33 protein-coding genes are annotated in these 26,717 nt (G+C 50.6%); 2 read left to right on the top strand and 31 right to left on the bottom strand.

The window, feature by feature from the left end; all coding sequences use genetic code 11:
- Positions 1 to 68: 68 nt before the first annotated feature.
- From C814_RS15410 to C814_RS15390, 9 genes are all read right to left on the bottom strand, one after another.
- On the bottom strand, positions 69 to 1,058 hold the full coding sequence (locus C814_RS15410) for a replication initiation factor domain-containing protein (protein ID WP_016316296.1): 990 nt from the start codon (positions 1,056 to 1,058) through the stop codon (positions 69 to 71).
- Between the two features lie 550 nt (positions 1,059 to 1,608).
- Positions 1,609 to 2,466 carry a hypothetical protein gene (locus tag C814_RS22410; RefSeq protein ID WP_016316295.1) on the bottom strand — a complete coding sequence of 286 codons (858 nt, stop codon included), beginning with the start codon at positions 2,464 to 2,466 and terminating at the stop codon, positions 1,609 to 1,611.
- Positions 2,466 to 2,720: a hypothetical protein gene (locus C814_RS15405; protein WP_016316294.1), complete on the bottom strand. Its 255-nt coding sequence runs from the start codon at positions 2,718 to 2,720 to the stop codon at positions 2,466 to 2,468. Before C814_RS15405 ends, C814_RS22410 begins: the two co-directional genes overlap by 1 nt.
- Positions 2,721 to 2,882: 162 nt before the next feature.
- Positions 2,883 to 3,824: a hypothetical protein gene (locus C814_RS15400; RefSeq protein ID WP_016316293.1), complete on the bottom strand. Its 942-nt coding sequence runs from the start codon at positions 3,822 to 3,824 to the stop codon at positions 2,883 to 2,885.
- Between the two features lie 12 nt (positions 3,825 to 3,836).
- Entirely contained in the window at positions 3,837 to 4,655 is an 819-nt protein-coding gene (locus C814_RS23730) for a hypothetical protein (protein ID WP_016316292.1), read from the bottom strand.
- Positions 4,656 to 4,967: 312 nt separating this feature from the next.
- Positions 4,968 to 5,294 (bottom strand): hypothetical protein, encoded by a 327-nt coding sequence (locus tag C814_RS15395; protein ID WP_016316291.1) that lies wholly within the window; start codon positions 5,292 to 5,294, stop codon positions 4,968 to 4,970.
- Positions 5,295 to 5,341: 47 nt separating this feature from the next.
- Entirely contained in the window at positions 5,342 to 5,536 is a 195-nt protein-coding gene (locus C814_RS0105035) for a hypothetical protein (RefSeq protein ID WP_022788454.1), read from the bottom strand.
- Between the two features lie 3 nt (positions 5,537 to 5,539).
- Positions 5,540 to 5,704 carry a hypothetical protein gene (locus C814_RS23725; RefSeq protein ID WP_016316290.1) on the bottom strand — a complete coding sequence of 55 codons (165 nt, stop codon included), beginning with the start codon at positions 5,702 to 5,704 and terminating at the stop codon, positions 5,540 to 5,542.
- A gap of 168 nt (positions 5,705 to 5,872) precedes the next feature.
- Positions 5,873 to 6,115, bottom strand: a complete 243-nt coding sequence (locus tag C814_RS15390; RefSeq protein ID WP_016316289.1) for a hypothetical protein — start codon at positions 6,113 to 6,115, stop codon at positions 5,873 to 5,875.
- Between the two features lie 142 nt (positions 6,116 to 6,257).
- Here C814_RS15390 and C814_RS23720 point away from each other — a divergent pair, with 142 nt between their 5' ends.
- Complete coding sequence (locus C814_RS23720) at positions 6,258 to 6,434, top strand: hypothetical protein (RefSeq protein ID WP_016316288.1); 177 nt, start codon at positions 6,258 to 6,260, stop codon at positions 6,432 to 6,434.
- A gap of 10 nt (positions 6,435 to 6,444) precedes the next feature.
- The gene (locus tag C814_RS15385) at positions 6,445 to 6,729 is read left to right on the top strand and encodes a hypothetical protein (protein ID WP_016316287.1); all 285 of its coding nucleotides are present in this window, start codon (positions 6,445 to 6,447) and stop codon (positions 6,727 to 6,729) included.
- Between the two features lie 495 nt (positions 6,730 to 7,224).
- On the opposite strand, the gene tgt is transcribed toward C814_RS15385, so the two are convergent.
- The 22 genes from tgt to queA form a co-directional block, all read right to left on the bottom strand.
- Positions 7,225 to 8,355, bottom strand: coding sequence for a tRNA guanosine(34) transglycosylase Tgt (gene tgt / locus C814_RS15380; RefSeq protein WP_016316286.1), 1,131 nt, complete (start codon positions 8,353 to 8,355; stop codon positions 7,225 to 7,227).
- 200 nt (positions 8,356 to 8,555) lie between these two features.
- Complete coding sequence (locus C814_RS15375) at positions 8,556 to 8,987, bottom strand: EutP/PduV family microcompartment system protein (RefSeq protein ID WP_016316285.1); 432 nt, start codon at positions 8,985 to 8,987, stop codon at positions 8,556 to 8,558.
- Between the two features lie 9 nt (positions 8,988 to 8,996).
- Positions 8,997 to 9,347 carry a BMC domain-containing protein gene (locus C814_RS15370; protein WP_304412300.1) on the bottom strand — a complete coding sequence of 117 codons (351 nt, stop codon included), beginning with the start codon at positions 9,345 to 9,347 and terminating at the stop codon, positions 8,997 to 8,999.
- Positions 9,348 to 9,357: 10 nt separating this feature from the next.
- A complete protein-coding gene (locus C814_RS15365) occupies positions 9,358 to 9,903 on the bottom strand; it encodes a BMC domain-containing protein (RefSeq protein WP_016316283.1) in 546 nt (181 codons plus the stop codon).
- Positions 9,904 to 9,909: 6 nt separating this feature from the next.
- Positions 9,910 to 11,289, bottom strand: a complete 1,380-nt coding sequence (locus C814_RS15360) for a 4Fe-4S dicluster domain-containing protein (RefSeq protein WP_016316282.1) — start codon at positions 11,287 to 11,289, stop codon at positions 9,910 to 9,912.
- Positions 11,270 to 11,551 (bottom strand): EutN/CcmL family microcompartment protein, encoded by a 282-nt coding sequence (locus C814_RS15355; RefSeq protein WP_016316281.1) that lies wholly within the window; start codon positions 11,549 to 11,551, stop codon positions 11,270 to 11,272. Before C814_RS15355 ends, C814_RS15360 begins: the two co-directional genes overlap by 20 nt.
- A gap of 14 nt (positions 11,552 to 11,565) precedes the next feature.
- The gene (gene pduL / locus C814_RS15350) at positions 11,566 to 12,435 is read right to left on the bottom strand and encodes a phosphate propanoyltransferase (RefSeq protein ID WP_016316280.1); all 870 of its coding nucleotides are present in this window, start codon (positions 12,433 to 12,435) and stop codon (positions 11,566 to 11,568) included.
- On the bottom strand, positions 12,432 to 13,166 hold the full coding sequence (locus C814_RS15345) for a hypothetical protein (protein WP_016316279.1): 735 nt from the start codon (positions 13,164 to 13,166) through the stop codon (positions 12,432 to 12,434). Before C814_RS15345 ends, pduL begins: the two co-directional genes overlap by 4 nt.
- A 13-nt stretch (positions 13,167 to 13,179) precedes the next feature.
- A complete protein-coding gene (locus tag C814_RS15340) occupies positions 13,180 to 13,464 on the bottom strand; it encodes a BMC domain-containing protein (protein ID WP_016316278.1) in 285 nt (94 codons plus the stop codon).
- Between the two features lie 57 nt (positions 13,465 to 13,521).
- The gene (locus tag C814_RS15335) at positions 13,522 to 13,818 is read right to left on the bottom strand and encodes a BMC domain-containing protein (protein WP_016316277.1); all 297 of its coding nucleotides are present in this window, start codon (positions 13,816 to 13,818) and stop codon (positions 13,522 to 13,524) included.
- A 21-nt stretch (positions 13,819 to 13,839) separates the two neighbouring features.
- Positions 13,840 to 15,342 (bottom strand): acetaldehyde dehydrogenase (acetylating), encoded by a 1,503-nt coding sequence (locus tag C814_RS15330; protein ID WP_016316276.1) that lies wholly within the window; start codon positions 15,340 to 15,342, stop codon positions 13,840 to 13,842.
- A gap of 119 nt (positions 15,343 to 15,461) precedes the next feature.
- Positions 15,462 to 16,115, bottom strand: a complete 654-nt coding sequence (gene eutL / locus C814_RS15325) for an ethanolamine utilization microcompartment protein EutL (RefSeq protein WP_016316275.1) — start codon at positions 16,113 to 16,115, stop codon at positions 15,462 to 15,464.
- 4 nt (positions 16,116 to 16,119) lie between these two features.
- Entirely contained in the window at positions 16,120 to 17,043 is a 924-nt protein-coding gene (gene eutC, locus C814_RS15320; protein WP_022788452.1) for an ethanolamine ammonia-lyase subunit EutC, read from the bottom strand.
- Between the two features lie 21 nt (positions 17,044 to 17,064).
- A complete protein-coding gene (locus C814_RS15315; RefSeq protein ID WP_016316273.1) occupies positions 17,065 to 18,435 on the bottom strand; it encodes an ethanolamine ammonia-lyase subunit EutB in 1,371 nt (456 codons plus the stop codon).
- 14 nt (positions 18,436 to 18,449) lie between these two features.
- Complete coding sequence (locus C814_RS15310; protein ID WP_016316272.1) at positions 18,450 to 19,880, bottom strand: ethanolamine ammonia-lyase reactivating factor EutA; 1,431 nt, start codon at positions 19,878 to 19,880, stop codon at positions 18,450 to 18,452.
- Between the two features lie 157 nt (positions 19,881 to 20,037).
- Entirely contained in the window at positions 20,038 to 20,856 is an 819-nt protein-coding gene (locus C814_RS15305; RefSeq protein WP_016316271.1) for a carbon-nitrogen hydrolase family protein, read from the bottom strand.
- 20 nt (positions 20,857 to 20,876) lie between these two features.
- Complete coding sequence (locus C814_RS15300; RefSeq protein WP_016316270.1) at positions 20,877 to 21,542, bottom strand: RraA family protein; 666 nt, start codon at positions 21,540 to 21,542, stop codon at positions 20,877 to 20,879.
- A 56-nt stretch (positions 21,543 to 21,598) separates the two neighbouring features.
- Positions 21,599 to 22,888 (bottom strand): TRAP transporter large permease, encoded by a 1,290-nt coding sequence (locus C814_RS15295; protein WP_016316269.1) that lies wholly within the window; start codon positions 22,886 to 22,888, stop codon positions 21,599 to 21,601.
- Entirely contained in the window at positions 22,885 to 23,361 is a 477-nt protein-coding gene (locus C814_RS15290; protein ID WP_016316268.1) for a TRAP transporter small permease, read from the bottom strand. Before C814_RS15290 ends, C814_RS15295 begins: the two co-directional genes overlap by 4 nt.
- 33 nt (positions 23,362 to 23,394) lie before the next feature.
- On the bottom strand, positions 23,395 to 24,447 hold the full coding sequence (locus tag C814_RS15285; protein WP_016316267.1) for a TRAP transporter substrate-binding protein: 1,053 nt from the start codon (positions 24,445 to 24,447) through the stop codon (positions 23,395 to 23,397).
- A 275-nt stretch (positions 24,448 to 24,722) separates the two neighbouring features.
- Positions 24,723 to 25,433 (bottom strand): GntR family transcriptional regulator, encoded by a 711-nt coding sequence (locus C814_RS15280; protein ID WP_016316266.1) that lies wholly within the window; start codon positions 25,431 to 25,433, stop codon positions 24,723 to 24,725.
- Positions 25,434 to 25,615: 182 nt separating this feature from the next.
- Positions 25,616 to 26,644 (bottom strand): tRNA preQ1(34) S-adenosylmethionine ribosyltransferase-isomerase QueA, encoded by a 1,029-nt coding sequence (gene queA / locus C814_RS15275; RefSeq protein ID WP_016316265.1) that lies wholly within the window; start codon positions 26,642 to 26,644, stop codon positions 25,616 to 25,618.
- Positions 26,645 to 26,717: the final 73 nt, after the last annotated feature.

The raw sequence follows: 26,717 nt of genomic DNA, 5'->3' as shown, positions 1-26,717 counted from the left end.
CATACTTCACAAAGGCACTTATAACAATCATATAACCCATACTTAGAATTGTAAAAATTACTCATATGTCAATTATGGGATACACCCAGCTGATCCAGTAGCAGCTGCTGTCTAATATTAAGATTGCGGTTATTGACCAGCCCTGCAAATTTGTCCATATCATAGTCCATAATCTCCAACCAGGCCCGGATAGATGACCCAGCCTGGTCAAACACATACTTTGTGAGATTGTCCAAGTTGTAATCCAGACCGCCCTTGTAGGCCATCGGGATTTTATCCGCGTAACCTAAAAATTTAGACCACCAGGTAGTCATAACAGATCGTTGGGGGTTGTCCTCATCTTTGGACTTGACATACCGCAGCTGATTGGACATGATCCCAAAGTATGCAGCGGAGATACTGCCGGTAGACCTCCAAGCGGAGATAAAACTATCCGCCGCATTATCACGGAGCTGATACTCAAGACGTATCCATTTTTCGGGGACATCCACCACCGATCGACCGGCGCGTAACCGCTCCATGGTCTTGTCGTATATCCTAAGACGCATCCGGCTGGATGGCGCGCCGAAGATAATAGACCTCTCCTTGGTGCCGATACTAACCAGATAATCCCTAAACCGGGAGACATAGCGCCCGGAAAAGGTGTAGGAGATCAACTTATCCATAGAGAGCTGGCCAAAGGTGTCGCACGCGATGTCCAACCGTGAGATGTTATGTACTTTGTACGCCCGTATCTGCTGGATAAGAGTGAGCCAGTCCAAATCTGGATACAATGTCTCATACAGGCGGCAACCCTGGCCGGATAACTGGATTAAGACCGTGTCGCAGCCGCCCCAGGCAAGCGTAATACCCCCGCCGACGTAAGCATACATATAGCCGTACAACCCCTTTCGCGCCATCAGCTGTAGATTGCCAAAATGCCAATCGTGACAAAGACTAGTGAGCACATCGGTATCTGCAAGATACTCGAGACCGTCCACATCCTCCCCCCACTGCTCAAGGTAACAACGTGCACCAACCGTAAATGTCAGGTAATCTACTAAGATTTTTGGTTGCAAGCAAATCCCTCCTAAATGTGCATTGTAAGCTGGTCTATAGACAAGACCTCTGTTGTTTGTGCCCCCGTGCTACATAACGAGGGCTTAAACTCGCCGCACTACCCGCAACAAGTTCTTTTTCCGGCTGGATTTACCATTATATGGCTCTGCCCGGCGGTTCCTTTCCCGGCTGCCCCCCTTTTTTTCGGCGATTGAAAAGTTGAAATCAAAGATTCCAACTTTCCAACACCGCTACTAAGGGCATTGAAACTGTTAAATATTAGCAAATATTTAACAGTTCCAACCCCCTCTACTAGAGGGCTGCCGCCCTCTTCCCACCGACAAGGAAAAGTGGAATATCAAAGATATCCCACTTTACCATGACTGTGGGAATTCACCCGCTCAATTGAGAGAGAGAATAATAAATTATTTTTTTAGGGTACCGTTCGCCCCTCACTTTGTAGAGACTGACAAGAATTCCCTTGGCAAAACCTGCAAAGAAAGTGAAGAACAGAAGCCATGCCGCCGGGCAGAGCCATAGTAGGTATGTAAACCAGCCAAAATACTCATATCATCGCTGATCACGCGGAATAAACTCGCGCCCCTTAAGACGCTCGATTACCTCAAACGTATCATAGCTAGATCGCAGCCGATTAGATTGCACAAAATAGCAAGTGCGGATTGGCTTGCACCTTTTTTTGACATTATAGGCGCTGTCTCCGGATGTATCATATTCCGCGGCGTCGTATTCCCGATACCAGGTGAGACGCCCCAAAAATGTCCGACAAACCATAACGCTAAACGCCTGCTCCCGTATCTGCTTAACCACTCGATTGTATACTTGAGCGGATGCAATAATCTTGACCCGCTGCTTGCGCTGCTGGCTGATTTGGGAGAGCAAAGTTTCGGGGAAGTCCTTCCACTCCTTCGCGGAGTATTCGCCATGGATTTCATCAATCGCAAAAACGACCCCTCGTTCCTCATTGCGGATTTCAAAGAAATCTTTCCAGCTGGACATTACGTGTGTTGCGTTGGAATAAGAAAAGTTTGTAACAATAAAAGCGTCCGGAAACCGCTGGTGAACCATGTCCAGATAGTGCACCATGGATATTGTTTTCCCACTCCCCTGTCGGCCGACGAAGATTGTAAACCCGAAGTAATCAAATACATCTGACCGGGCCTGCCGAGTGAGAAAGTCCCAAACCTTCCAGCGCAAAAAATCGTAAGGACGGAAGGAAATCTCGAGAGACTCGAGCCGATCGGCGGTAAGGTACTCGCCATAAATACGATATCTGACGATAAACACCACAAAAAACAGGACAACCCCAAGTATCGCCAGCCCGAAAAGAGAGCCAATGAAAGACAAAATGCCGGAAACCACTGGACCAAAAATCTTGACCGCGATTGCAAACATATCCACATTAGCCATTAAGACACCCCCGGAATTTTGCGGACTACCCACATAATGACCGACCAAATCGCCCGCAGGTTGTAGCAGATAATAATAAGCAGCAAACAAGTACCCACAACAGGGATAGAGACAGCGAGGTTGGCAGCGTGTATCAGATCGACAAAGGACTGGACATAATCCCGCATAAAAGCAAAATCCGGCAGCCTGGGAAACAAACTAAGGACAAACAAAATCAATGCCTTTAAAAGCTCCATTAACAATTTGACAATCATAAAAGCACCTCACCCATGCATTGATAAAATATAAACCATCCAGAAAAAATGCCAGAAGAAAAAGACCAGGCTAAAGAAGCCATAGAAAAACCGCCAGAAGAAAAGTAAGCTATCTGCATACAACCGCAAAAATCGTATAAACCTATCCAAAAAAACATCTCCTTACTGCTCAAACAAAACCACGATACGACGATAACAAGCAATGGCCGTATAGACCAAAATAATCATTGTCAAGACCGGTTTTAACCATTTAAAATATGGCCGGGCGTACTCAATCACGTCAACCTTGATGGCCGGAGACCCTGCAAACATCTCGTTAGCGTCGATATGCCACCACAAATTAGTAGTTACAATGTTGTCATCCTGTAGCTGTGCAAATGCATCCCGCATGATCTCATAGAGCTGGGATAAGCCGCCAAACTTATCATCAGCAGCGGATTTGATCTCCTGATACCACTGCTCATAGTAACCAGTGTCCGGGACGATCAAACTTACAAGCTTATCCCAAAACCCATTAAGCCAACCCATAATACCGCTACTCTCAGAGGTAGTCTGTCGATCATCAATGATCGTCCATCTCTCCGCTGGTACATCAACCCGGCAATCGCTGCCATCATCTGATAACACATCAAGCGTGATCGCAGTCCGGATGATCTTACCCAGCGGCATTTTTGCACTGGGAATAGTCGATATATTGGCGTGTTGCATAAATTTAAGCGTCGGATAATGAAAAATAAATACATCTGCGTGCAACTGCTCCCGACAAAGCATCTCCCCTCCCGAAAAATCTACTTTAAGCGTATCCCGCGGAGCATCGAAAAGAAACATCATGATTGCCGGATTGCCTTGGCTCAAGGTGTTACCGCTCGTATAGGTCAACATCCCACGATTGGTACCAGTAGCATTAAACGCCTGCTCATATAGAGACATATCGCCATCTGGCAGCCCATACCCGGCGATCTGGAAAATGCCAATCGCCATGGTAGACCCGTCCTTGCTGTTGTACTGATAACATACAGAGGAATCTAGCGTCATAGCAGCAACCGACAGAGGACAGATGGAAAGAAGCAGCGCCGCCAGAAGAAGTGCAAAGAATCTCCTCAAACGAAGTCCCCCCTACTGCCGCGAATAGTGCTTGATAATCCGCAAAATCAAATAGATACCCATAATGGCCGCAAGTACCAGGAACCCAACAAAAACCGCATTGCCAATGTGTCGACGCACCCAGCGGAAAAACGTTAGCCAAATACTAGTATTATATACAACGTACTCTGGATTCCCGGTCGGAACTTCTGGTTCCTTCGGAGGATCTACAGGAACTTCTGGGACACTGGAATCCGGTTCATCCGGGGTGATATCATCATTTACAATAAGAGTATAAATGTCAGACAAGATATAAGATGTCCTCGGATTACGCTCGTCGGAAACCAAAGACTGAGCCGAGCGATAAAGGGGGCTACCAGAAGATGTAACAGAATTAGACCTATTATTAGTATTAAAAATGGAAAGAGACCAACCGGAAGAATAAGAAAAATAAAAGTAATATCCAGGAGAAGAAAATTGAAGACATTGATTACCTACATTATTAGTATAAGTAAAACCCGTAAAATCCGAAATCCGATTTGCGTAAACCCAAAAACTAGAAGAACCTAAACAAAAAATAACTGCATAGTCAGGATCATTTAACCAATCTTGCATTACCAATTTCCAAGCCTCTTTTGCTTCTTCGCTGGCACCATCAAAAGAAACATCTATGTCAAGGACAGTGCCAGTCCTAGAATATCCTTTGCCCCAACCAGAAGCAGAATATTTAGAAACACACTCATCATAAGTTAAATTAGAAACCTCAGCAAAAGACGGGACCGAGAGAGCCAGGACGCACACCAGCGCGCAGCCCAGCGCCAGAAGCCGCTTTAAAAAATCTTTTGTCAACATTTTGTCACCCCTAGATCACTTAAAATAAGCCTTAATAGATTTGACCAAAGCCGATATAGCAATAATGATGGCAAGAATAGCAATCGCAGGAAACATCGAAACACCAATTCTGAAGCGAATGAAACGAGAAAAAAATCAAGAACTGATACATCCCAAGGCACATAGACGCTAATAACAACCACCTCCGTTATTTATGTGGCCATGCAGCGTTTCCGCGGATTTGCTACGCAAAATACCGCGGAAAACGCTTGCATGACCTATATAAAAAAACAAGGACGGTTGTTATGACCGTCCCTGTCCCCCGCTCCCGCATCAGCTCAGGAACTTTTTAATGACTTTAGGAATAAGCGTTACACCCAACAGAATTGCAAAAAGCGCAATGCCAATCGGGATGATCACCGCAAGGTTGGCTGCCACACCGTCAACAACCGGCTTGAGCATCTCTGTCGAAATGGCCACAGACTCAAGACCGGCGGCAACATCACCTGCACCCGGCGTGCTGGAAGAACCGGAAGCAAAAGCCGGAACGGAAAGCGCGGCCGGCAGGATCGCGGCTCCAACAGACACAACTATCTGCCGTTTGACCATCGGGAAAAAACCCTGAATCTGATAGACCTTGGTACTAAGAGCAGTACGCATGATATAACCTCCTTAAAAAATCTATATCAACCCTCACGGGCCAATACCTAATTATCATGGAATGCTGATTTGACAAAGACTTTGTAAAACCACCAGCAGACAAGTGCAAAAACGATAACCGCATATGTAAGCGGGACAAGCCCATAAAGAAAAGTGTGAAAATCATCATGCAGACAAAGGACAGCTAAACGCCAATCGCCACTATCAGCAAATCGGGCAATGCCGGAATCCACATAATGCACCTGTTATCCCCCCTGCCAGACATCTACCGTAAAGTCGTTAAGAGTGATCTCTTCGCCGCCATCTACGAGCAGCGAAAAAATGGAGTCGCTGCCGTCCACGCCATAAACGTTAGTCATAAAGATATACGCAACGACCAGCATAACAGCGACCATAACCAATCTACCCAACGTATCACCCCCAAAAAAGATAAATTGTAGAAAATACCAGAAGAGCACCAGAGAGACCTAAAATCCACTGACAGGCTGCATCAAAAATATCATCCTCGCTATCGTCGCTTCGGGATAGCTGCCGATCCGGCCCAAAGTATAAGCCAAGGTCGTCATATTTCCGAGCCATCAAGAAAAGTCAAGTCCAACGACACGGCCACGATGGTCAAAATCAATTTCTATCTCCATGCCGAGATAATCCGAAATATCAACTCCTTCCGGAATCATCTCTGGGCGGAGAAAAATACTGGCTGTCTCCTGACCCGCCGTAATGGACCTGGATTCGTAAGCTGTGAAAATTTTTGTGCCAAGAATCCGCTCACCATCCTTAGAAAAATCGACCTCGGAATAACCCAGTAACATCTGTTTCATACTCTACACCCTTTCATTTGATTAAATTTTATGCTAAACATTGTTTAACAAATATAATTATATCACGCTAAACATTGTTTAGCAACAACATTTGAATAAAAACATCCAAAATGATAAAATTTGTACAAAGGAGGTCAAGAATATGGAGAAAGAAAAGGCTACCAATCAAATTGGAATAAGAATAACCGACACTTTGAAAGAAAGAATCAACCAAAGAGCTGCTGAAGAAGGAAGAACACCGTCTAACTTTGTTATCAATATTGTTACAAAATATCTAGATGAAGTAGACAATGCAAAACGATTACTAGAAAAAAAATGAGGTAACTGACATGAGTGAATATCTTGACATCATAGAAACAGCAATAGACCAAGGATTCATGGAAGCTTTCCAAATGATACTCCCCTACCTCCTAATTATTTTCCTGTTTATCGTCGTCATTTCGTTCCCACTTGCGATCTTAAGTAAAAAGCTAGACAAGCTGGAAGAAGAGCGCAAGCAAAAAATTTGGGATCAGCGCCACCGCAGAAGAGACCAAATCTATTTTGAAGAACGGGAAAAGTATGAAGAACGCAAAAGACAAAAACGGCAAGAACAAAAGCAAAAGCGCTCTTGATTTCCTGCCGTTCATTCGTTATAATATAAGTACAGGGACACCACAAGACGGTAGCCTGAGGTATAACTAAAAAATAGCCGCTACCTTTGGCCGAGGGCGGCTATTTTTTTATGGTTCTGAGTATTTCCAACAGTATGTATAACATAATGATGTAATATACCAATTCCATAGCGTCACCCCCTTTCACGGGAGTGGCCACCGCCCTGCTTGCAGGTGTCCCTGTAAAGAAAATTATACCATCCAAACGAATTTTGTCAATAAACAAAGAGGACTGGAATTTTTCTTCCAGTCCTTCTTACATAATTTTCATTTAGCGAAATTACTTGTCTTTATTTTACATCACTCCCCCAAGGCTTGTCAAGCCATTTTTATTTTACCTTTCCAAAATTGTTCTGTTGAGAAATGGAAAAATTGCCGGAAGCATAAAAGCTGCCGGCAATCCCGAGAGAAAAATTTCCTATTTTTCAGGCTTTCCAGAAGTCCCCGCCTTTTTTCTTAAATACGCCGGCCAAGGATCGGGACCCAATGCTGGTAAAAAGCACTGTAAGTTCCGTTATCGAGCGTCTCCCTGATTTTTTCCATCAGCGTATTATAGAAATAGAGGTTATGCATCACGCCGAGCCGGGATGCAAGAATCTCGTTTGCCCGAAACAGATGCCGGAGGTATCCCCTGCTATGGTTCTGGCAAACAGGACAGCCACACTGCGGATCAAGCGGTTCGCTATCGGTTTTATATTTCTCGTTGTGCAAAATCCGGATACCCTCCCAGGTGAATAGGGTACCGTGTCGGGCGTTGCGGCTTGGCATGACACAATCAAACAAGTCTACCCCCCGATAGACCCCTTCCAGTATATTGACCGGCGTACCGACCCCCATCAGGTATCGAATTTTTTCTTTCGGCATATATGGTTCTACCGCCTCAATCGTATCATACATCTCCTGCGCGGTCTCTCCCACTGCAAGACCTCCAATCGCATATCCATCCAGCTCAAGCGCGGCGATCTCCTGCATGTGGCGGATACGCAGACTGTGATAGGTCGAGCCTTGATTGATACCAAACAATAACTGGTGTGGATTCAGGGTATCCGGGAGACTATTCAGCCGCGCCATCTCGGTTTTGCATCGCGCAAGCCAGCGGGTGGTGCGCTCGATTGACCGCTCGGTGTATTCAAACGGCGCAGGGTTCTCGATACACTCATCAAAAGCCATCGCAATGGTGGAACCAAGATTGGACTGGATGCGCATACTTTCTTCTGGCCCCATAAAAATCCGATGCCCATCCAGATGGCAGGCGAAAGTCACGCCCTCCTCTTTGATCTTGCGCAGCTTCGCCAGAGAAAAAACCTGGAACCCACCGCTATCGGTGAGGATCGGACGTTTCCAGTTCATAAATTTGTGCAGTCCGCCCAACCCACGAATTACGTCGTCTCCAGGCCGGACGTGTAGATGGTAGGTATTACAAAGTTCCACTTGGCATTTCAGGTCAACCAGATCTATAGAAGAGATTCCCCCTTTGATTGCAGCAGAGGTGCCAACATTCATAAAAGCAGGCGTCTGCACCGTCCCATGAACGGTTTCAAACTCGCCGCGCCGGGCATGTCCCTCCTGTTTCAACAGCTTATACAATATAACTCCCCCTTTTTGAACCGTCACCACCGGGTTCCCATGCATTTCCATACACAGAAACAGGGCGCAACGGCGGCACCGCCACGCCCTGCATGGTTTTCATTTGTCATTGATGCTGTTGGTATTATACTATATGCCAGTTTCCCAAGTCAATGGCTGTGCAGATTTTTTCCATGTGCCCCAGATAGGCAGATCGAAAATCATTCGAGGTGTCTGCGCAATTCTTCGATTCCTTCCCCAGTCACACTGCTGATGTGGACAATCGAACCGACTCCCGCCAGCTTCAGGAACGTTTCAGCCCGTTCTACCTCTGCTGGATTCCTGCATTGATCTATTTTGGTAACAACGCCAACCATTGGCTTTTGGAACATTGCCTGTATCCCTGGGGCAAAGCGGCACTCTGAATCCGTAGAATCTTGAAGAAGCAAAATAACATCTGCTTCCACTCCACTCACCACCAAAGCCCGGTAAAATGCTCTGTTCTCGACATATTCTCCTGGAGTATCAATCGCAGTCCCGCCCACTAATTCGATCGACTGCGTTTTTTGATATTGCAGCTCTTTCTGAAACAATCGTTGACATAAGGTCGTTTTGCCACAGCCAACCCGCCCGATTACCATAATCTTTTTCATAGTGGTTCCTCATGACTGAGTGATTTCGGTGGGCGTAAACTGGAGCGTTTTTGTCAGAACCTGCACTACCTCGTTTAACGCTGCATGGACGCTGGACACATCCCCGCAGACTACCAGAGAACCACTGAATCGGTCGACAAAGACAATCTCCACTTCCGCTGCCTTGGTGGCTACATCTGCTCCGATGATCGCAGCTTCACTAGGCGTGATGGTCAGAATGCCCAGCGCACCCCGCTTCTGGCAGACCACCCCCAATTTGGTATACAGATCCGGATTGGGATTGGCAATCAGATGGGCCATCGTGACCTGTTTTCCGGGAACATATTCCTGAACCATGCGCTGTTTTTCTTCTGGCACCACAATTCCTCCCTCAATAGAGCGACTGGAACACTTCCGGTCTGGGGCTGGGAATCACCACATTGCCCATCAGCATACCGCTGTCCGAAGCGATCCCCGCTCCAGCGTGTATCGCCTCCCGTACCGCAGCAACCTCGCCGGTGAGCACCACAAAGGACTTTCCTCCAATCCCCAGCCCAAGACGCAGGTCTACTAATTCCACATCCGCTGCTTTTACCGCCACATCTGCCGCTTGAACAGCCGCGGTGACACTGAAAAATTCCAATACTCCCACCGCATTGACTTCACCTGGCTCGGTAGCCTGATTGATCGCCTGGATCACCTGAGGATGGACCCGGGGAATCACGACCGAGTCGACCACACAGGCTCCACCAGCCGATTGTCCCGCTTCTATCGCGGCCTGAACGGCAGCTACATCGCCGGACAGCATCACATGATATTTTCCGGGGCAGGCCGTTCTGGCAAACACCAGATTCACTTCAGCCGCCTTCAGCATGGTGTCGGCAGCCTGAATTCCCTGTGCAATGCTGTTTAGCTCTAAAAATCCAATCGTCTCCATCCGACCTTATCCCTCCTTCCGTATTACGATGGCATCTCCAACCGATACAACCACACCATCTATGCTGGCGTGCAGGTTGGCGCTCAAAGCCCCTTCTGGCGCAGCAGCAATCAACTGACCGGCCGAGACCTGTTCCCCCACCGTCACCAATACAGTTGGTGGTGCGCCAATATGCTGCCGTAACGGCAGTGTCACCTGATCAGGTGTCTCCTGCATCAAACCGGCAGTTCCACAACGATCGTAATATTCCAGTACACCTGCCCGAGCGGCAACCCGTTTGGTAGGTGCTTTTCGTCCTTCCCGCCATAGGGATGGTTCCTGCTGTCCCTCTCCTTTGTTCCAGCGCACCTTTTCTCTGGCCAGCTCTTGCTTAAGCATCGCGTTGACCCGCCGGGGCTGTAACTGCATCGGACAGGCAAACGTTTCGCAGATGCCACATTCGCAGCATAATGCCGCACTTTTCAGGATGCGGCTGTCCGTTGTGTTTCCATCCAATGCCAGCGTCGCCATCTGGCGCATAATCCGATGCGGTTCCAGCGGATGTCCCAGAAGATGCCGGGGACATAAATCCGTACACCGGCGGCACTGGATACAGGACGATCTGGCACGCTGATACATATGCAGAAGGGTGATCTGTTCCTTTCTGGCGGGAAGGCTGTCAATGGGCAGAATCAGGATGCCAGATGTGGTCTTAATCACTGAGGCTTCCAGCGCTTGATCCCTTGTGAGCCGTCTTCCCATCATCGGTCCCCCCGCAATGGCCATCCAGTCTCCCTCCGGGATGCCTCCCGCCAGTTCCAGACATTGTGCAAAAGAGGTTCCCAGAGGTACACAGATCACTGTAGGCTTCTTCACCATACCGGAGACCGTAAGATATTTATGGGTTACGTTCTTCCCTTCCAGTGCCAGAGCTATATTATACATGGTCCCGACATTGGAAACGACACACCCCACATCCAGAGGGATGCCTGCCGGCGGGATTACTTGCTGTGTCACCTCGGCAACGATCACCTGTTCGTCTCCCGCAGGATAAAAACTCTTCATTTTGTGGATCGAAATAGGTGCATCCTGTTCCCGGATCGCCCGCTCCAGAGAAGCGATCTCCTCCTGATAGCTGCCTTTGAGAGCAATCGTACACTGCTGCGCCCCGACCGCCTGTTTGACTGCTGTGGCAGCAGATACAATCTGTGCGGCATGATGGATCATCAGATACCGGTCGGTCCGCAGAAGAGGTTCGCACTCCGCTCCATTTAAAATCAGATGATGGATGTCCCCTTTCAGTTTGGCATGGGTGGGAAATCCAGCACCTCCACAGCCCACGATACCCGCACGTTGTATGGCAGAGATCACATCCACCCCATTTTTCTCACTTGCCGGCCTGTTCACGATCCACCTCCAGACTGTCGATAATCCCCACAATCGCGCTGTCCACCATCCGCTCGTCTCCTCCACAGGCCCGGCGGGCAGTGCTTCCGCTGACCACCAATACCCGCTCCCCGATCCCGGCGCCGACCAGGTCGGCCGCTACATACTCCGGAGCGGTTTTACGTCCACCGCGCTCTTCACGCACCACCATCAATTTTAATCCACTCAGGCTGTTCTCCTTTTTCGTAGCCCAGACATGGCCAACCACTGTGCAGACTGTCATTGTTTACACATCCCTCATTCGCGTTCTATGCAGATTCCCGACTGACGGAATACATCCATCGCCGAGGGAGTTAGGATCGTCTTTCTGCTGAGTGTCAGCGACCCTTGGCACTGCGCTGTCAGACGGCGCGCCACTTGTTCGGTCACCAGTTTGGGAATCTCCACCGTCTCCTTTTTTGCCTCCTGTATTTGTTTCCCGGGGAATATCGGGAGTGGCTCCCGCTCTCCTGAAAGGATGATCGCCCGGGTCTGGCTATCCAGAGCACAGGCGTTAGCCTCATCCAGATCAATATGGAGTGCTGGTGTAAAGGAATCCTTCACCCGTATCTCGATCCCCTCAAAAGTCAGAGGACGGCTGCTTTCCATCCGGACGCTGACAAGCTGGCCATCATGCAGCCCCCTGCGGACAGCCTCATCTGGCGGCAAATGGATATGCGCTTTTGCGACAATCGCGCTCCCATCTGCCTGTACCATCCCGTTCGGGCCGATCAGATAGACATCCGCCGCCCCTGACAGGTTTCCAGACAGGCGCACCGGGGCCTGTATCCCCAATACCCGGCAGTCTGACCGAGACAGCTCCACCTGAACGGCTGACCGCTCGGGTCCCAATACCGCCACATTGGAGAGCTCTCCCTTTGGGGTAACCACCCGAACACGCTGTTCACTCAAAAATTCGCCTTTCTGGGATAAATCCCTGCGCTTGGTGAGTGCTGCCCCTTTCCCAAACAGGGCTTCCACCGACTCGCGGGTCAGATGGACATGACGCGCAGATGCTTCCGCAGGTATTTCATTCCAAACTGCGCACATCTGCTGCGGTCCTTCCTGTTTTTGAAGACAGTGGGCTACTACCTGAGCAACGATGCTCTGTATCTCCTGCTGTGTCATTCTTTTCCCTCCTTTTGCCGGGCAATCTCCCGGCACATCAGGATATAAATGGCACTGGACAAGCGGTTCAGCGCCTGAACCAGATCCTGACGTTCCGACCCGAATGCCGAAACAGCGGCCAGTTCACACTCCCTGATCTGGGTTCGCAGCCGGTTCAACAGAAGCACTGGTTCTCCCATCCGGTAGTTTAACACCGGATGGGGAATTCCTAGCCGCTCGGGAATGTGATGAGAAAAATCCCGGATCTGCTCCGCATCCATCTCGAACAGTTTTCGATCTTCCAACGGCCTGTCCTGTACTTCTGCTCCCAGAATCGCACGAATATAGCTCAGGACGTCCTCCAGCGCTTCCGCTATAGGGGTTCTCCCAGCTTCAGCAAGCAGGAACTGGGTTTTCAGCAGCTCGGCCTGAAACGAGTCCAGCGCTCCGCGCAATGCAATGCGCGGATGGATTTTCTCCACCAGCAGATTGCCCCGCAGATGGGTCATGTGCTCCGGTTTTTCGGCATAGGTGATGCCGGTTGAGGCATCGCGGTAGGTCGCAGCTCCCCGGTTCACAACTGGCTCTCGGGGCATTTCCTGCACGTTTTTTTTCTCTGTCAGGGTGATTTTTCGATCCTTTAGAAATTCCCGCGCCAGCGGTGTGACATAGGTACCCGGTTCCACACTGTACTCCCGTACCTTCCCAGTCAGACAGGCACTGCGCAGATCGGCTTCGGTCAAGATTTTCATGTCACAGCCGTTTTTAGTTCAGGGTAGGCAGAATCAGCTCCACCTCTCCATGCGGACGGGGAATCACATGGACGGAGACCAGCTCACCGACCTTCGATGCCGCAGCTGCTCCGGCATCGGTTGCCGCTTTGACAGCACCGACGTCTCCCCGCACCATCACCGTTACCAGACCGCCGCCCACATGGACTTTACCGATTAGGTTCACATTCGCTGCTTTTACCATCGCATCTGCTGCCTCAATCGAACCAACCAGCCCCTTTGTCTCGATCATACCCAAAGCCTGTAAATTTTCTGCCATTTTCAGTTCCTCCTGTATCTCATTTCATTTCTGTATACTGTATAGACTTATGGTGTTCTATCTGTCCCCACTCTCAAGAGAAGGGAGAATCCGCTCGACTTCCTCGTGCGGGCGGGGTATGACATGTACGGATACCAACTCCCCCACACGGGAGGCCGCTGCCGCGCCCGCATCGGTAGCTGATTTTACCGCCCCGACGTCCCCGCGCACCATGACAGTCACCAGACCGCCGCCTACATGGACTTTTCCGATCAGGTTGACATTGGCTGCCTTTACCATCGCGTCAGCCGCTTCAACCGAACCTACTAACCCCTTGGTTTCAACCATGCCCAAAGCCTGAAAATTTCCTGCCATCATCCATTCCTCCTTAAACAATTACGCCATACCCAGCCGGGCCAGCACTGCCCGGGTGATCGCTTCTACATCTGCGCTGGTCACCGGCTCCGACGACTGCGGGGATTTTTCCAGCATCGGAGCATTCTGACACGCTGTTTCGGGCACCGGATGGTTTCCTCGGATCTCCTCCAGCTCCCGCACACCAAAGGCCACCCGCCGGATATTCACCAGATGTCTCGGTGTCACATTGTCCGAGGTCGCGCTTCCTCCCACTGCGCCGCATCCCAGTGTCAGCGCCGGGGCAAGATTGGTGGTGGAACCTACGCCGCCCAGTGCGCCGGGCGTATTGACCAGCAGACGGGAAACCGGCTTTTTTCTGGCAAATGCCCGAATGACTTCCTGATTCTGTGCGTGGATAGTCATAGTGTGACCCGCCCCTTCATTTTGCAGGATTGCAACACACAGGTCGCACGCCTCTTCCCAACTGTCCTGGACATAGTACCCCAGAACCGGGCACAGCTTTTCCCGCGCATAGGGATTCTGTCGGGAAACCTCCGTCTGCCTCGATAGGAGCACCCGGGTTTCATTCGGAACATTGACTTCCGCCATCTTTGCGATCTCCACCGCCCGCTTGCCCACAATCCGGGGATTCATCGTACCGTTGGCCCGCAGCAACAGCCGGGAAACCTTTTGAGACTGCTCCTCATCCAGAAAATATCCGCCCTGCGCTTTGACCTGCTGCTCCACCTGCTGCGCGATGCAGGACAGGGTGACAATCGACTGTTCTGACGCACAGATGGTGCCGTTATCAAAGGTTTTGCTGTCGAAAATATGCTTGACAGCCAGAGGGATGTCAGCGCTCTGGTCGATGAATGACGGACCGTTTCCTGGCCCTACCCCCAGCGCCGGATTTCCCGAACTATAGGCTGCCCGTACCATTGCTTCGCCGCCGGTAGCCAGAATCAGGCTCACATCCCGATTTTTGAGAAGGGCGTCGGTCGCCTGTACCGTAGTTAGGCTGATACATCCTACCGCACCTTCGGGTGCGCCTGCCTTGCAGGCAGCCTCCTGAATCAACTGTACAGTTTCACAGATGCACTTTTTGGCCCCGGGATGCGGGCTGATGACAATGGCATTTCCTGACTTCAGGGAGATCAGTGTTTTATACATTACGGTCGAGGTCGGATTGGTCGATGGGATCAATGCAGCCACAACGCCGACCGGCACCCCGATTTCCCAAATTCCCTGTCCCTCGTCCTCCCGGAGTATCCCTACCACCTTCAGATCCTTGATCGACTGGTGGGTCACCGTACTGCCCAACAGATTTTTCAATATTTTGTCCTGCCAGTTGCCAAAGCCGGTTTCCTCGCAGGCCATCTTCGCCAAACGTTCAGCATTCTGGGCACAGGCTTCTGCAATCGCTGCAACAATGGCATCCAGCTGGTCCTGAGAATACTCTGCCAGCTGCGCGGCGGCTTTTTTTGCCTGTGCCACCAGATTCCGCACCTCCTGAACCGACTGTAGGTCGCGATCCAGTGTCATGTTAACCACTCCTTCATAATGGAAGCATTTGAAAATAACGGGTCTGATTCTTTTCAAGTCTGCGGCGTTCCTGCCGCAGGAGGCTACTTGTAGCAAGCCTTGCTTCAGGTATTTTCTCATTAAAACTTTTGAGGAAACTGTGCCGCATCACACACCGCTTGTGCGAAAGCATCGCACGCCGCTTGACAAGCGGACTGTTCTCCCGTCAGTAGGCCACCGGCAAAATTTGTCTCAGTAGGCGGGCCATAAAATACCGACAAATTTACCTCCGCCGCCTTCAGCGCTGCGTCCAGCCCCAGAAGGGCTTCCATCGGCGGGGCGATTAGGTAAGCCATTGATGTCCCCACCTCCACGCCTGCCTGATGGGACAGGTAGAACCCTGTACTGGAAATGCAGTGCGCAAAGTAGACAACCGAATCATCCGCACAGGCGCTGTAGAAGCACCCGCCATGCCGTATAAACTCCGCTGCCGCATCCAGACCAGCCCGTACCTGCTCGGGGTCTGGTCCGGAAAGCACACCGATGAACTCTCCTGCCAGCCTGGTGCTGGCATTCGACGCCCCAGCATACATACTCCGAGCATAGGCAACATGAACATCTGCTTTCTTGGTGGCCTCATCCAGAGCAGTATAAGATACGTCATCACAATCGGTGGTCAGAAAGCCCAGGCTCCTGTCTTCCGGCCGCAGATTCAGATGTTTTCGCAATATAGGATCGGCATTGGGCAGCATCCGCAGTCCCAGCAGGGATACCGAAATTGGATCGCCCCTCATCTTCTCATCCTTTCCGCAGGTCTACGCCGCTGGCTTTTGCTTTCAATATCATCTCAATCACATCACAGAGATAGGCCCCCGCTTCCACGGCGGAAATGCCGTTCCGATGGATATTCGATACCACTGTGCGTCGAGCCTCGGGCATTCCTACTGTGGCCCGATAGGCCAGATAGGCGCTCATGCTCTCTGCTGTCCCCAGTCCGGGCCGCTCCCCCAACAGCACACAGGTCACCTTGGCATCCAGAGTCTGCGCGATATGGTCCATCGCCGCCACCCGGCCAAACCGGACAAAAAACGGTGTGCCTACTGTCAAGCCTCTGGCTTCCAAACCTTGCATCAACACCGGCAGGATATTAGCCAGATTTGCCTGTATAGCAGTAGAGGACAAGCCGTCGCTTGTATAAATCTGCACATCCGGGCTCTTTCTGCATCGCCGTTTGATCTCTTCCAGCGTCTCGAGGGAAAACTGGCGCCCCAGATCTGGTCGGGTCAAAAACTGATCCTTGCTTGTGCAGCAGGTCTGCACCGAAAAGAGTCCCAGACGTTCCAGTAGCTGTTCCGGTACATCCATCATCACGGCGTCTCGAGCCGCCGCATGGTCAGCCCGCAGGGTCAGCAGCGTCTGTGTCTTTAGTCGAGGACCTGCCCGCCCCACCCCAATACGCGCTGGAGTGCTGCGCATCATCCGCTCTAATGATTCTCGATCTTGTGGGGCTTCTAACAACGGGACGGCCTTTATATCGGGTGAAGTGATGTCCACTCCAGCCTCTTGGCAGACCATTCTCCCCCCGTCCGCCTGTGAAGCAGATTTTTCCTTTCTAGGAGGCTGGAATGGAGGTGGTACCGGAGAGCCAGCCTTTCCATTGGTTTGGATGGAGGAGGGGTTCGCCGTTAGTTCTGCCAGCACTTCCTGTACAATCCGTTCCATCGTTTGTGCTTCCAATCCCGCTCACCTACCTTTTGTAAAAATAGTGGGATCTCCTGCCCGTCTGGTCAGGCGCCCATCTTCCATAATCCCCATCTTTTCCAGCCACTGCTCAAACTCCGGAATCGGCCGCTTCCCAAGAATGTTTCGGATGGTTCCGACATCATGATAGGCGTTGCTCTGGTAGTTAAGCATAATGTCATCACTGGTAGGTACCCCCAGAATATAGTTGATTCCCGCTGCGCCCAACAGGAGGGACAGGTTTTCAATATCGTTCTGATCTGCCAACATATGGTTGGTGTAACAGCAGTCGCACCCCATCGGCACACCGGACAACTTGCCCATAAAGTGATCCTCGAGACCTGCACGAATGACCTGTCTGCTGTCGTACAGATATTCCGGCCCGATAAAGCCGACCACCGTATTGACCATAAATGGTCGGAACTGCCGGGCATAGGCGTAACAGCGTGCCTCCATCGTCACCTGATCCGCTCCATAGTGGGCGTCCGAGCTGAGTTCGCTGCCCTGCCCGGTTTCAAAATACAGCACATTCGGTCCAGCTCCGGTCCCATGCCGGCGCAGCAATTCCTGCGCTTCTATAACGGTGTCGGTTGTAAAACCAAATGCCTGATTGCCCTTTTCGCTGCCCGCGATCGACTGGAAGATCAGGTCGGTCGGCGCCCCGTTTTTCACCGCCTCGATCTGGGTGGTGATGTGCCCCAGCACACAAATCTGGGTGGGGATTTCGAACCGGTTTTTGATTTCATCAAACCGCTTGAGCACCTCGCTCAGGCTGGATACCGTATCATTGACCGGATTCAGACCAATCAAAGCGTCACCGCAGCCGTAACTAAGCCCTTCAAACAGTGATGCAGTGATCCCTTCCACGCTGTCGGTGGTATGGTTGGGCTGGAGACGGGTAGCCAGTGTTCCACGCAATCCGATGGTGGTGTTGCAGCGGGCCGGAACCTGGAGCCGGGATGCCGCATAAATCAGGTCCAGATTGCTCATCAATTTGGCAGTACCCGCCACCATTTCCGCAGTCAATCCCCGGGAAATATCCCGCAGCTGGTTTTCGGTTGTCTCGTTGGACAGAATCCATTCGCGAAGCTCTGCCACCGTCCAGCCTTTGATCCGGTCATAGACCACCTCATTCAAGCTGTCTTGGTTTATTCTTGTCACGTCGTCCTGCTCGTATGGAACAACCGGATTTTCCCGCAGGTCTTTCAACAGCATATCTGATAAGGCTTCTTTGGCCGCAATGCGCTCCATATCCGATCTGGCAGCTACACCCGCCAGGGTATCCCCGGATTTTTCTTCATTGGCTTTCGCCAGCACCTCTTTTACACTGTCAAACACAAAATTTTGTCCTGACAGCAGCACCCGATAACTCATAGGGGGTTCCTCCATCATCCGAAAATCAATGTTTTGACGACCACTGGTATGGCCAGGCCATCCACTACTGGGCGTCCCATATCCAGATAATCGTTCTGCTCCAGCTGCACTGAGTCGATCACGACCAATCCCCTTTTTGGGGAACGAAGGCGAATCTGCTGTCCAAGCGCTTTGGCCATATCCCGTTCCACTGCCAGAAACAGCGCTTCCTCCGGATATAGCGCCTGTTCACAGGCTCGTGAGAGTGCATCTGCCAGCTGTCTGATTTCCTCATACGAGGGATCCGCCTTGCCCGGCAATGCCAACAAAAAACGTCGGCTGTCGGTCTGCTTCATAAACCACGCGATCCGCTCATGCAAAATCATCCAGTCTCCCTGGATGCAGCGTGTCTGTTCCCGGTCTGTCAGCTTGAGCACTGGCAGGTTCTTCTGGGGAAGCAGATCGGGGTCGTAGGTGATGGTACTGCCCGATACACTGGTCGTATAACTGCCCGCCCCCACCACAGTTGCGCGAATCGTCTCCTGGGCATCCACCATCCGGAACCGCTGGAACAGGCCGCTTTCACGGATCGCCTGACCCAGCAGGACACCAATGTCCCCATACTGAAGTGCATCCTGGCCGCTGTGACGGATACAGTCTGCCACACCGCCGGAAAAGCACACCGCCTGCACCGGATAGGGCGGCACGAACTGGCTGCTGCCAGCAGTCTGTATCTTATGTAAGAGCGGAGATTCCTCTCCCAGCAGCAGCTGTTCCAGCAGCTGTGCCATCCTCTGGCAGACCTGCCGGACATCCACAGGCGAAGCCGGAAGCCCTTCCGATAGCTGCAGCCCCAGACTTTCCGCGATGCAGCGGGCACTTGGACTGCAATAAGTCACTGTCCATTCGCTGGACAGGCAAATCTGTCTGCCCCCGATATCCAGACAGCCTTTTGCTACTGTGCGTCCATCCGGAGCAAACAGGACAATGTTGCTTGTCCCCCCTCCGATATCCAGATTCGCGGTGTAACAGCCATTTACTTTTGCGTATTGCTGTGCCCCACTGCCCTTTCCGGCCACGATTGCCTCCAGATCGGGGCCTGCTGTGGACACGACAAACTCCCCTGCAAACCAGCTTAACTGCTCCAGAACAATCGCAGCATTCTCTTTTCGGGCGGATTCCCCTGTGATGATGACGGCGCCTGTCCGGGTGTCCGACGGAGAAACCCCTGCGCTGTCAAATTCTTTTGCAACAATCTCGCCGATGCCCTCCCCATCCAGAAAAATGCGGTCCCGGAGCGGGGTGCGGTAGATTCTGCTTTGATAGACCAGCTCCTTGTCTACAATGGATACCCGTGGTACAGAGAAATAGCTGGCCGTGTTCTCCATCGTCAGCTTGCTGAAGATGACCTGTGTCGTAGAGGTCCCGATATCGATCCCCACGCTCAGCATCTCCTCAGACGCCATCTTCAACACCTCCCCAGACAACATGCGCATAGCCAAACGCATTCACAAATTTCCTGAATATGCTTGACTATGCGCACAAAGGGCATGGAAATGCCCTTTGTGCGGCAACTGATAAAGAGAAAAGGAAGAAGAAACCTTGTAAGTTGTCAGTCCGCGGTTAAATGGTATATAACTCGGGTCTGCGATCCTTGTAAGCGGGCAGCTTTGCGCGTACGGCCTCTACTCGGTCCAGATCAATACGAGCCACCAGCAGTTCTTCGGCTTCACCGCCGCTGGCGATGGGGACACCCATCGGATCCACCGCTACACTCTCTCCAATCGTGTCTGCATTACACTGGTCACAGGCCAGCATATAAACCGTATTTTCAATTGCACGTGCGGTAATCAAGGTGCGGAAATGGTGGCTTTTCAGTTTACCTGCCATCCAGGCTGTGGGCATCACAATGATGTCAGCACCCTTAGAGCGCTGATAGCGGGCAACCTCTGGGAAACGAACCTCGTAGCATACAAACAGCCCGATTTTTCCAAAGGGTGTTTCGATAGGCTCAAAGAACCGGTCTCCAGCTTTGATGGTGTCCGACTCCTTATAGCCAAAAGCGTCATAAAGGTGGGTTTTGCGGTAGGTGGAGACGATCTCCCCTTCCGAATTGATTACCAAAGTGGTATTGTAATTGCGATGATCGTCCGATGCCTCTACCGCCTCGTTCATGCCGAAAATCAGCCAGATCCCATGCTGACGGGCTTGCTCGCGCATCTGGATAACAAACGGGCCATCCAGCGGTTGAGCGGTTGCGAGGGCAATCTCATGAGCGGTTCCAGAGGGAAAAAGGCTCATATAGAGTTCGGGAAAGATCACCACATCGGGATGGTATAGAGATACGGCTTTCTCGATCGCCTTTTTTGCCTTTTCCAGGTTGACCTCGGGCGACCCTTCCGAAGCCATTTGAGCCATCACAAAGGTGCTTTGACGCTGCACAAAAAATCCTCCTTCAGAAATTAGTCTACTTTCATCAGTTCCCCGATCTTCCCCTTGACGCCTTCTTCCACCAGACGATCGAAGTTGACCAGATCGGACAGATATTTACCTTCCGCAAAGCTCTTTCTCCACAGGACTTCGTTGCGGTCAGCGGCCTCCGCTTTCTCAACCAGTTCTTCGAAGCGCTCTGCTGGAGCTACAATAACGCCATCCACATCTCCATAAACGATGTCACCAGGGCAAACAACCGCCCCACCACAGTTAACAGGGACATTGTATTCTCCATCAATCCCTTTTAGGGTGTTGGTGACAGCAGCGCGCCCTGTGGAGAACAGCGGGAAGCCCATCGCTTTGATCGGACGGGTATCCGTGTTGGGGCCGTCTACTACAATACCTGCCAATCCAAGGCTGCGGGCAGCCTGTACAACCATTTCACCTACACAGGCCACACGTTTGTCACCCATGCGGTCGATCACAACCACAGATCCTTTGGGTGCACGCTTCATGGCGTAGTAGAGCATCGCATTGTCGTTTCCAGGCAGGCGGATGGTGAAAGCCGGGCCAATCATCTTGATGTCCTCGCTGATTGGCTTGATGCTGGCATCCATAAAGCCACCCTGAACATGGTGTCCAATCTGTGCGGGATCGGTTTTCAGTGCACGTTCAAACAGTTTCTCGAGATCCATAAAAAATACCTCCTGCAATCATCAATCTTATTGTTGTTATTCATACCGTCCCGGCTTTATGCCAGGAATGTGGAAAATACAAAGTTAGGCAGCCAAGTGCTCAACGCAGGGATAAAAGTCACCGCCATCAGCGCTACTCCCAGCGGAATATAAAGAGGAACCACATTGCGGATTACACTTTCCGACGGAACTTTTGCAACACGGGCTACCGCATAGATGCAGAGTCCGAAAGGAGGGGTCGACAGGCCAATCATCAAATTCAGCACGATCATGACGCCAATGTGCAGCGGGTCAAAGCCCAACATATTGGTGATCTGAAGAATGATTGGAGCCGCCAGAATCAGTGCACTGTTGCTCTCCATGAACATCCCCATAATCAGCAGCACAAAGTTAATAATCAGCAGGACAACAAAAGGATGCTCCATTGCGCCGCCAAGCAGCGACATGATTCGATCAGGGAGTTTTTCGAGCATGAGCGCCTTTGTAAAGGTACCGCCAGCCACCAGCAGAATCAGGATGGAAGAGCAGGACTTAATCGTGCTCCAAACCGAATTCCATAATCCCTTGAAAGTAAAGGTCCTGTGCAGGATTCCCAGTGCAATCATGTAAAGAGCCGCCATCGCGCCGGTTTCGCCGGGGCTGAACACCCCCATCAGCATGGTGATTAGGATCAGCACCGGTGCCAGCATAATGGGGAACGCATCCAAAAACAGCTTGCTTGTCGTCTCAGTTTCTTCCGGGCGCGGAATAGGCTCATGGTTGAAGTGATTTTTGTGGGTAAACAGAACCCATACAAACAGACAGCCGCTCAGCACTACACCAGGAACGAGCCCGGACAACAGGGACTTCGTGCTGGATATACTGGCAATGGTGGCATACAGAACCAGTGGGATACTGGGCGGGAATACCGGCCCGACCGTACTGGCTGCGATCGTCATGGCAGAGGCATAGCCCCGATCATACCCCTCGCCGTCCATCTCCTCTACCATCATGGGGCCAAGCCCACAAACAGCGGAGATCGACGCTCCGGACATGCCTGCAAAAATCAGGTTCAAGATGACCGCGATCTTGGACGAATAGCCTTTTTTCCCTCTTGATATTGTGCGGGCAAAACGGAAGGCTCGCTCGGTCTCGCCAAATTCGGTAACCAGATTGCCCATCAACAGGAACATCGCCACTGCCAACATGTTAAAGCTATACAAAGACTGATAAAACGAATAAGTAATAGTAGACAAGGTGGTGCCGGTCGCGATAAAGTAAAATGCGGCGGGCAGGCCCATAGCCACTACAATCGGTGCACCGACGCCCAACAGGACGACAAACCCAATCAACAACGCTGCGATCACTTCTGAGCCCCCCTCTCCTTCACCATTTTTACCATGTTGATGACCGTCTGAATCATCCAGAACAGGATGCCGAGCAGCATGGCATAATACAGATAGCGGATCGGAAACTTGCTTGCTTTTGCCAGCGTGCGCTGAACTGAAGGAAGCATCAAACAGCCGCTGTAAAGGATGATACCGCTATAGACCAGCGTCAGCAGCTTACCTACCATTGTCATGCCGAAGGACAGTTTCGGAAAGACAGAAAATAAAATCTCTACCTTCAGGTGCTCATCTCCGGACTCGACCTCTGCCAGTGCCAGAAAGACCATCAAAATCATGCCAACCTGTGCAATCTCTTCGCTCCATGTCAATGCGATCCCCAAAAAGAAACGGCAGAATATTTGTGCGATGATGCAAAAGCCAATCATCAGGCAGGACAATCCGGAAATGCTGGTTACTATTTTCCTTGCATAATTCCATAGTTTACTTGCCATAATAGTTCTCCCATCTGTCTGTTCTCAGATTCATCAGTGCTGAACCGATTTGATGAGATCTACCATATCGCCCCAATCCTCTGCAAAGGCATCGTACATGGTCATACCTGCTGCCTGAAACGCTGCAATGTCCAGACCGCTCTCTTCGTCGATGACCGTCATACCATTATCAATGCAGGTCTGCTTGTACTCTTCCTCAGCCTCAGCGATCTGCCCATCCATCCAAATGGAAGCCTCATATGCTGCATCCCAACATGCCTGCTGCTGACGCTCAGAGAGCTTGCTGTAGGTGTTGTAGTTCATCCAAAGGCCGTGGTTTGTCGGCATGTGGTTGGTCATGACCAGATACTTCTGAATTTCGTACAGGGAGTTGGTGCAGATAACGCTCAGAGGATTTTCCTGGCCGTCGATTACGTTGGTGATCAGAGCGGTGGATACTTCCGAGAAGTTCATTGGGGTTGCCGCCGCGCCAAAAGCCTGGAACAGCTGCAGATACAGGTCGCTGGGAACAACACGGATTTTGGCACCTTTCATATCGTCCAGCGTCTTGATCTCAAAGTTGCAGGTCACCTGTCTGTAACCGGAGCAGAAGGAACCCAGCAGAATTGCGTTACTGTCTTTCAGACTTTCATTGATTGTCTTCATCGGCTCACTGCGATAATCAAAGGTCGCTTGGCGGTGCGCCTCGTTCTCATACAGATAAGGAGCATCGAAGGCACCCAGCCGGGAGTCCAGGTCAGATGCGGAAGACGGTACATACTGAGTAAAGTCACAAATCCCGCTCTGCAGCGGCTCCATATCGTAGGCAGCCAGTGAAGCGTTGGGATAAATCTCTACTGTCAGGGTTCCATCAGTTTTTTCATTCAACAGCTCGGCAAACTTCTGCGCCCAGGTAATGACCGGGGTACCCTCTGCGTTCTGGTCGCTGAACTTCAGCGTATAGGACTTTTCTTCTTCGGCAGCCGCGCTGGAAGCGGGCGCTCCAGATGTGGAACCGCTGCTGGACGGGGTGGAGGAACCACTGGAACAACCAGCGAGCCCCAAAGTGAGAGACAGGGCAAGACCTAATGCAAGAATCTTTTTCATTTCGAATCTCCTTTTCTTCCATAGTTTCTTCAGTTTACCCATCTAGTATTCTGCATATTGTATTTGGTATACCAAAATATAGCGAAAACCTCCTCTCTTTGGCAAATACTTATATCCATTCCCTCTAAGGATGATATTTCGAATTCGGTATACCAAAACCACATCAATAATGTACCATATTTCAAAAAATAATACAAGCTATTTCTTTTACTTGATTCTCTTTTTGTTATCTTTCACGAAAATTTTTAAACTTTTATGGTAAGAACGCTCGGTCTTCAAAAGATCAGGTTTTCTTCGTGATCTACCCTCAAAATATTGGGAATCTTTTTTAGATGGCTTTCCCAGGTAGCAATATGTTCTTTCAGAGTTTCCCTTCCCACATCGTAGTCCTTTTTTCTCAGACACTCCAGCAAGCGCATATGCCTGCTGGGATATTCTTCAATCGGCAGATCTCCATATTGGAGCGAAAGCACCGAAGTCCGGATGAGTTGGTCTCCCAGATCAGAAATCATCTGAATCACCTTGGTATTTTTGGAGATGCGGGCGATCTGAATATGAACTTCGATGTCCTTTGTCATCAACTCATAATATTCGGCCGGGTCTATTGCTTTGGTTGTTACACGCATTTCGTCTGTCAAATTCTGGAGCATCTCAATATCCTGTTCTGTGATCTTTTTGATCGCCAAATCATAGGACATCAGTTCCAACGGAAGACGAATTTCCAAAAGCTCCTGCACCGTTTTCCAAGTCAACAGGCTGATCACCTTCTGTTTGCCTTTCTTGGCAATCCAGCCTTCCTGTTCCAACGTTCTCAATGCATCCCGGATCGGGGTCCTGCTTACAGCCAAAGAATCCGCCAGCTCCCGCTCATTCAGAGCCTCTCCTGGTTTGATCTGATTGGTCACAATGAGCTGTTTCAACTGTCGATATACTTTTTCTGAGTAGGTTTCATTTTTGTCAATCGCTAAAAGCTGTACGCTCTCCACACCGTTTGCCCTCCATTAAAACCATAAGCCTTATTTATAATTTAGTATACCATATTTCAAATTCCTGTCAACAGTTTTTGGTATACCAAAAATCGCTCTCCCATTCCCCTGCCAGTTTCACAGAAAAAAACAGATACAATATAATGGTAAAGAACGAGAGTCAAAGGAGCTGAAACTACAATCTATAGGATCAGCATTGCATCCCCGAAACTGAAAAAGCGATACTTTTCAGCAACAGCTGTTCGATATGCCTGCATCGTATGTTCATAACCTGCAAACGCACTGACTAACATAATCAGGGTGCTCTCCGGCAGATGGAAATTGGTTATCAGGCCATCCAGAACTTTGAACTGGTATCCTGGATAGATAAAGATGCTGGTGTCCCCTTCATCCGCGCGGATCTTCCCCCATTTGGAGGCAACCGATTCTAGGGTTCGGCAGCTTGTTGTTCCAACTGCAATTACACGACCGCCATTTTGTTTGGTATGGTTAACCAAGTCAGCAGTTTGTTTGGAAATGGAATAGTGCTCCGAATGCATATAATGCTGGGTGATCTCCTCAACTTTGACCGGGCGGAACGTCCCAATCCCGACGTGCAGCGTCACTTCCGCAATATTGATCCCCTTTTCCCGCAGTTCATCGAGAAGTTTAGTGGTAAAATGCAGTCCTGCGGTTGGTGCTGCAACCGAACCGAGTTGTTTGGCGTATACGGTCTGGTAACGCTCCCGGTCACGCAAAGCAGCAGTAATATAGGGTGGCAGCGGCATAGTTCCAATCCGTTCAAGCACCGGATAGATGCTTGTCCCCTCATATTCCATCCGAACGAGCCGGTTTCCGCCCTCGACTACCTCAAGAACCTCTGCGGTCAACAGGCCCTCCCCAAATACAAAACGTGCACCAGGCTTCGCTTTTTTTCCCGGCCTCACCATCACTTCCCAAATATCCTGCTCCTTCTGAGCGAGCAACAGGAACTGCATTGCCCCGCCGGACCCTTCTTTGATACCGAACAGACGCGCAGGAATGACTCGTGATGTGTTGATGACCAGCGTATCCCCCGGTTTCAAAAACGCTGGAAGATCATAAAAATGCTGGTGGTGAAGTTTGCCGCTCCCCCGTTCGAGACAAAGCATCCGGGAATGATCTCGGGGTTCGACCGGAGTCTGCGCGATCTGCTCTTCGGGGAGATCGAAAAAAAAGTCAGATTTTTTCATGGGTTCCTCCAATATTCTGTTGCATTAAACAATTTATCACAGCAATCGTCCAAATTGATTGACATACGGCTGA

Origin of the sequence: Anaerotruncus sp. G3(2012), assembly GCF_000403395.2 — a bacterium.
In the GTDB taxonomy this organism is placed as follows: domain Bacteria; phylum Bacillota; class Clostridia; order Oscillospirales; family Ruminococcaceae; genus Anaerotruncus.
The sequence above is the reverse complement of the archived record's forward strand: the minus strand, read 5'-3'. Positions and strand labels throughout refer to the sequence as shown.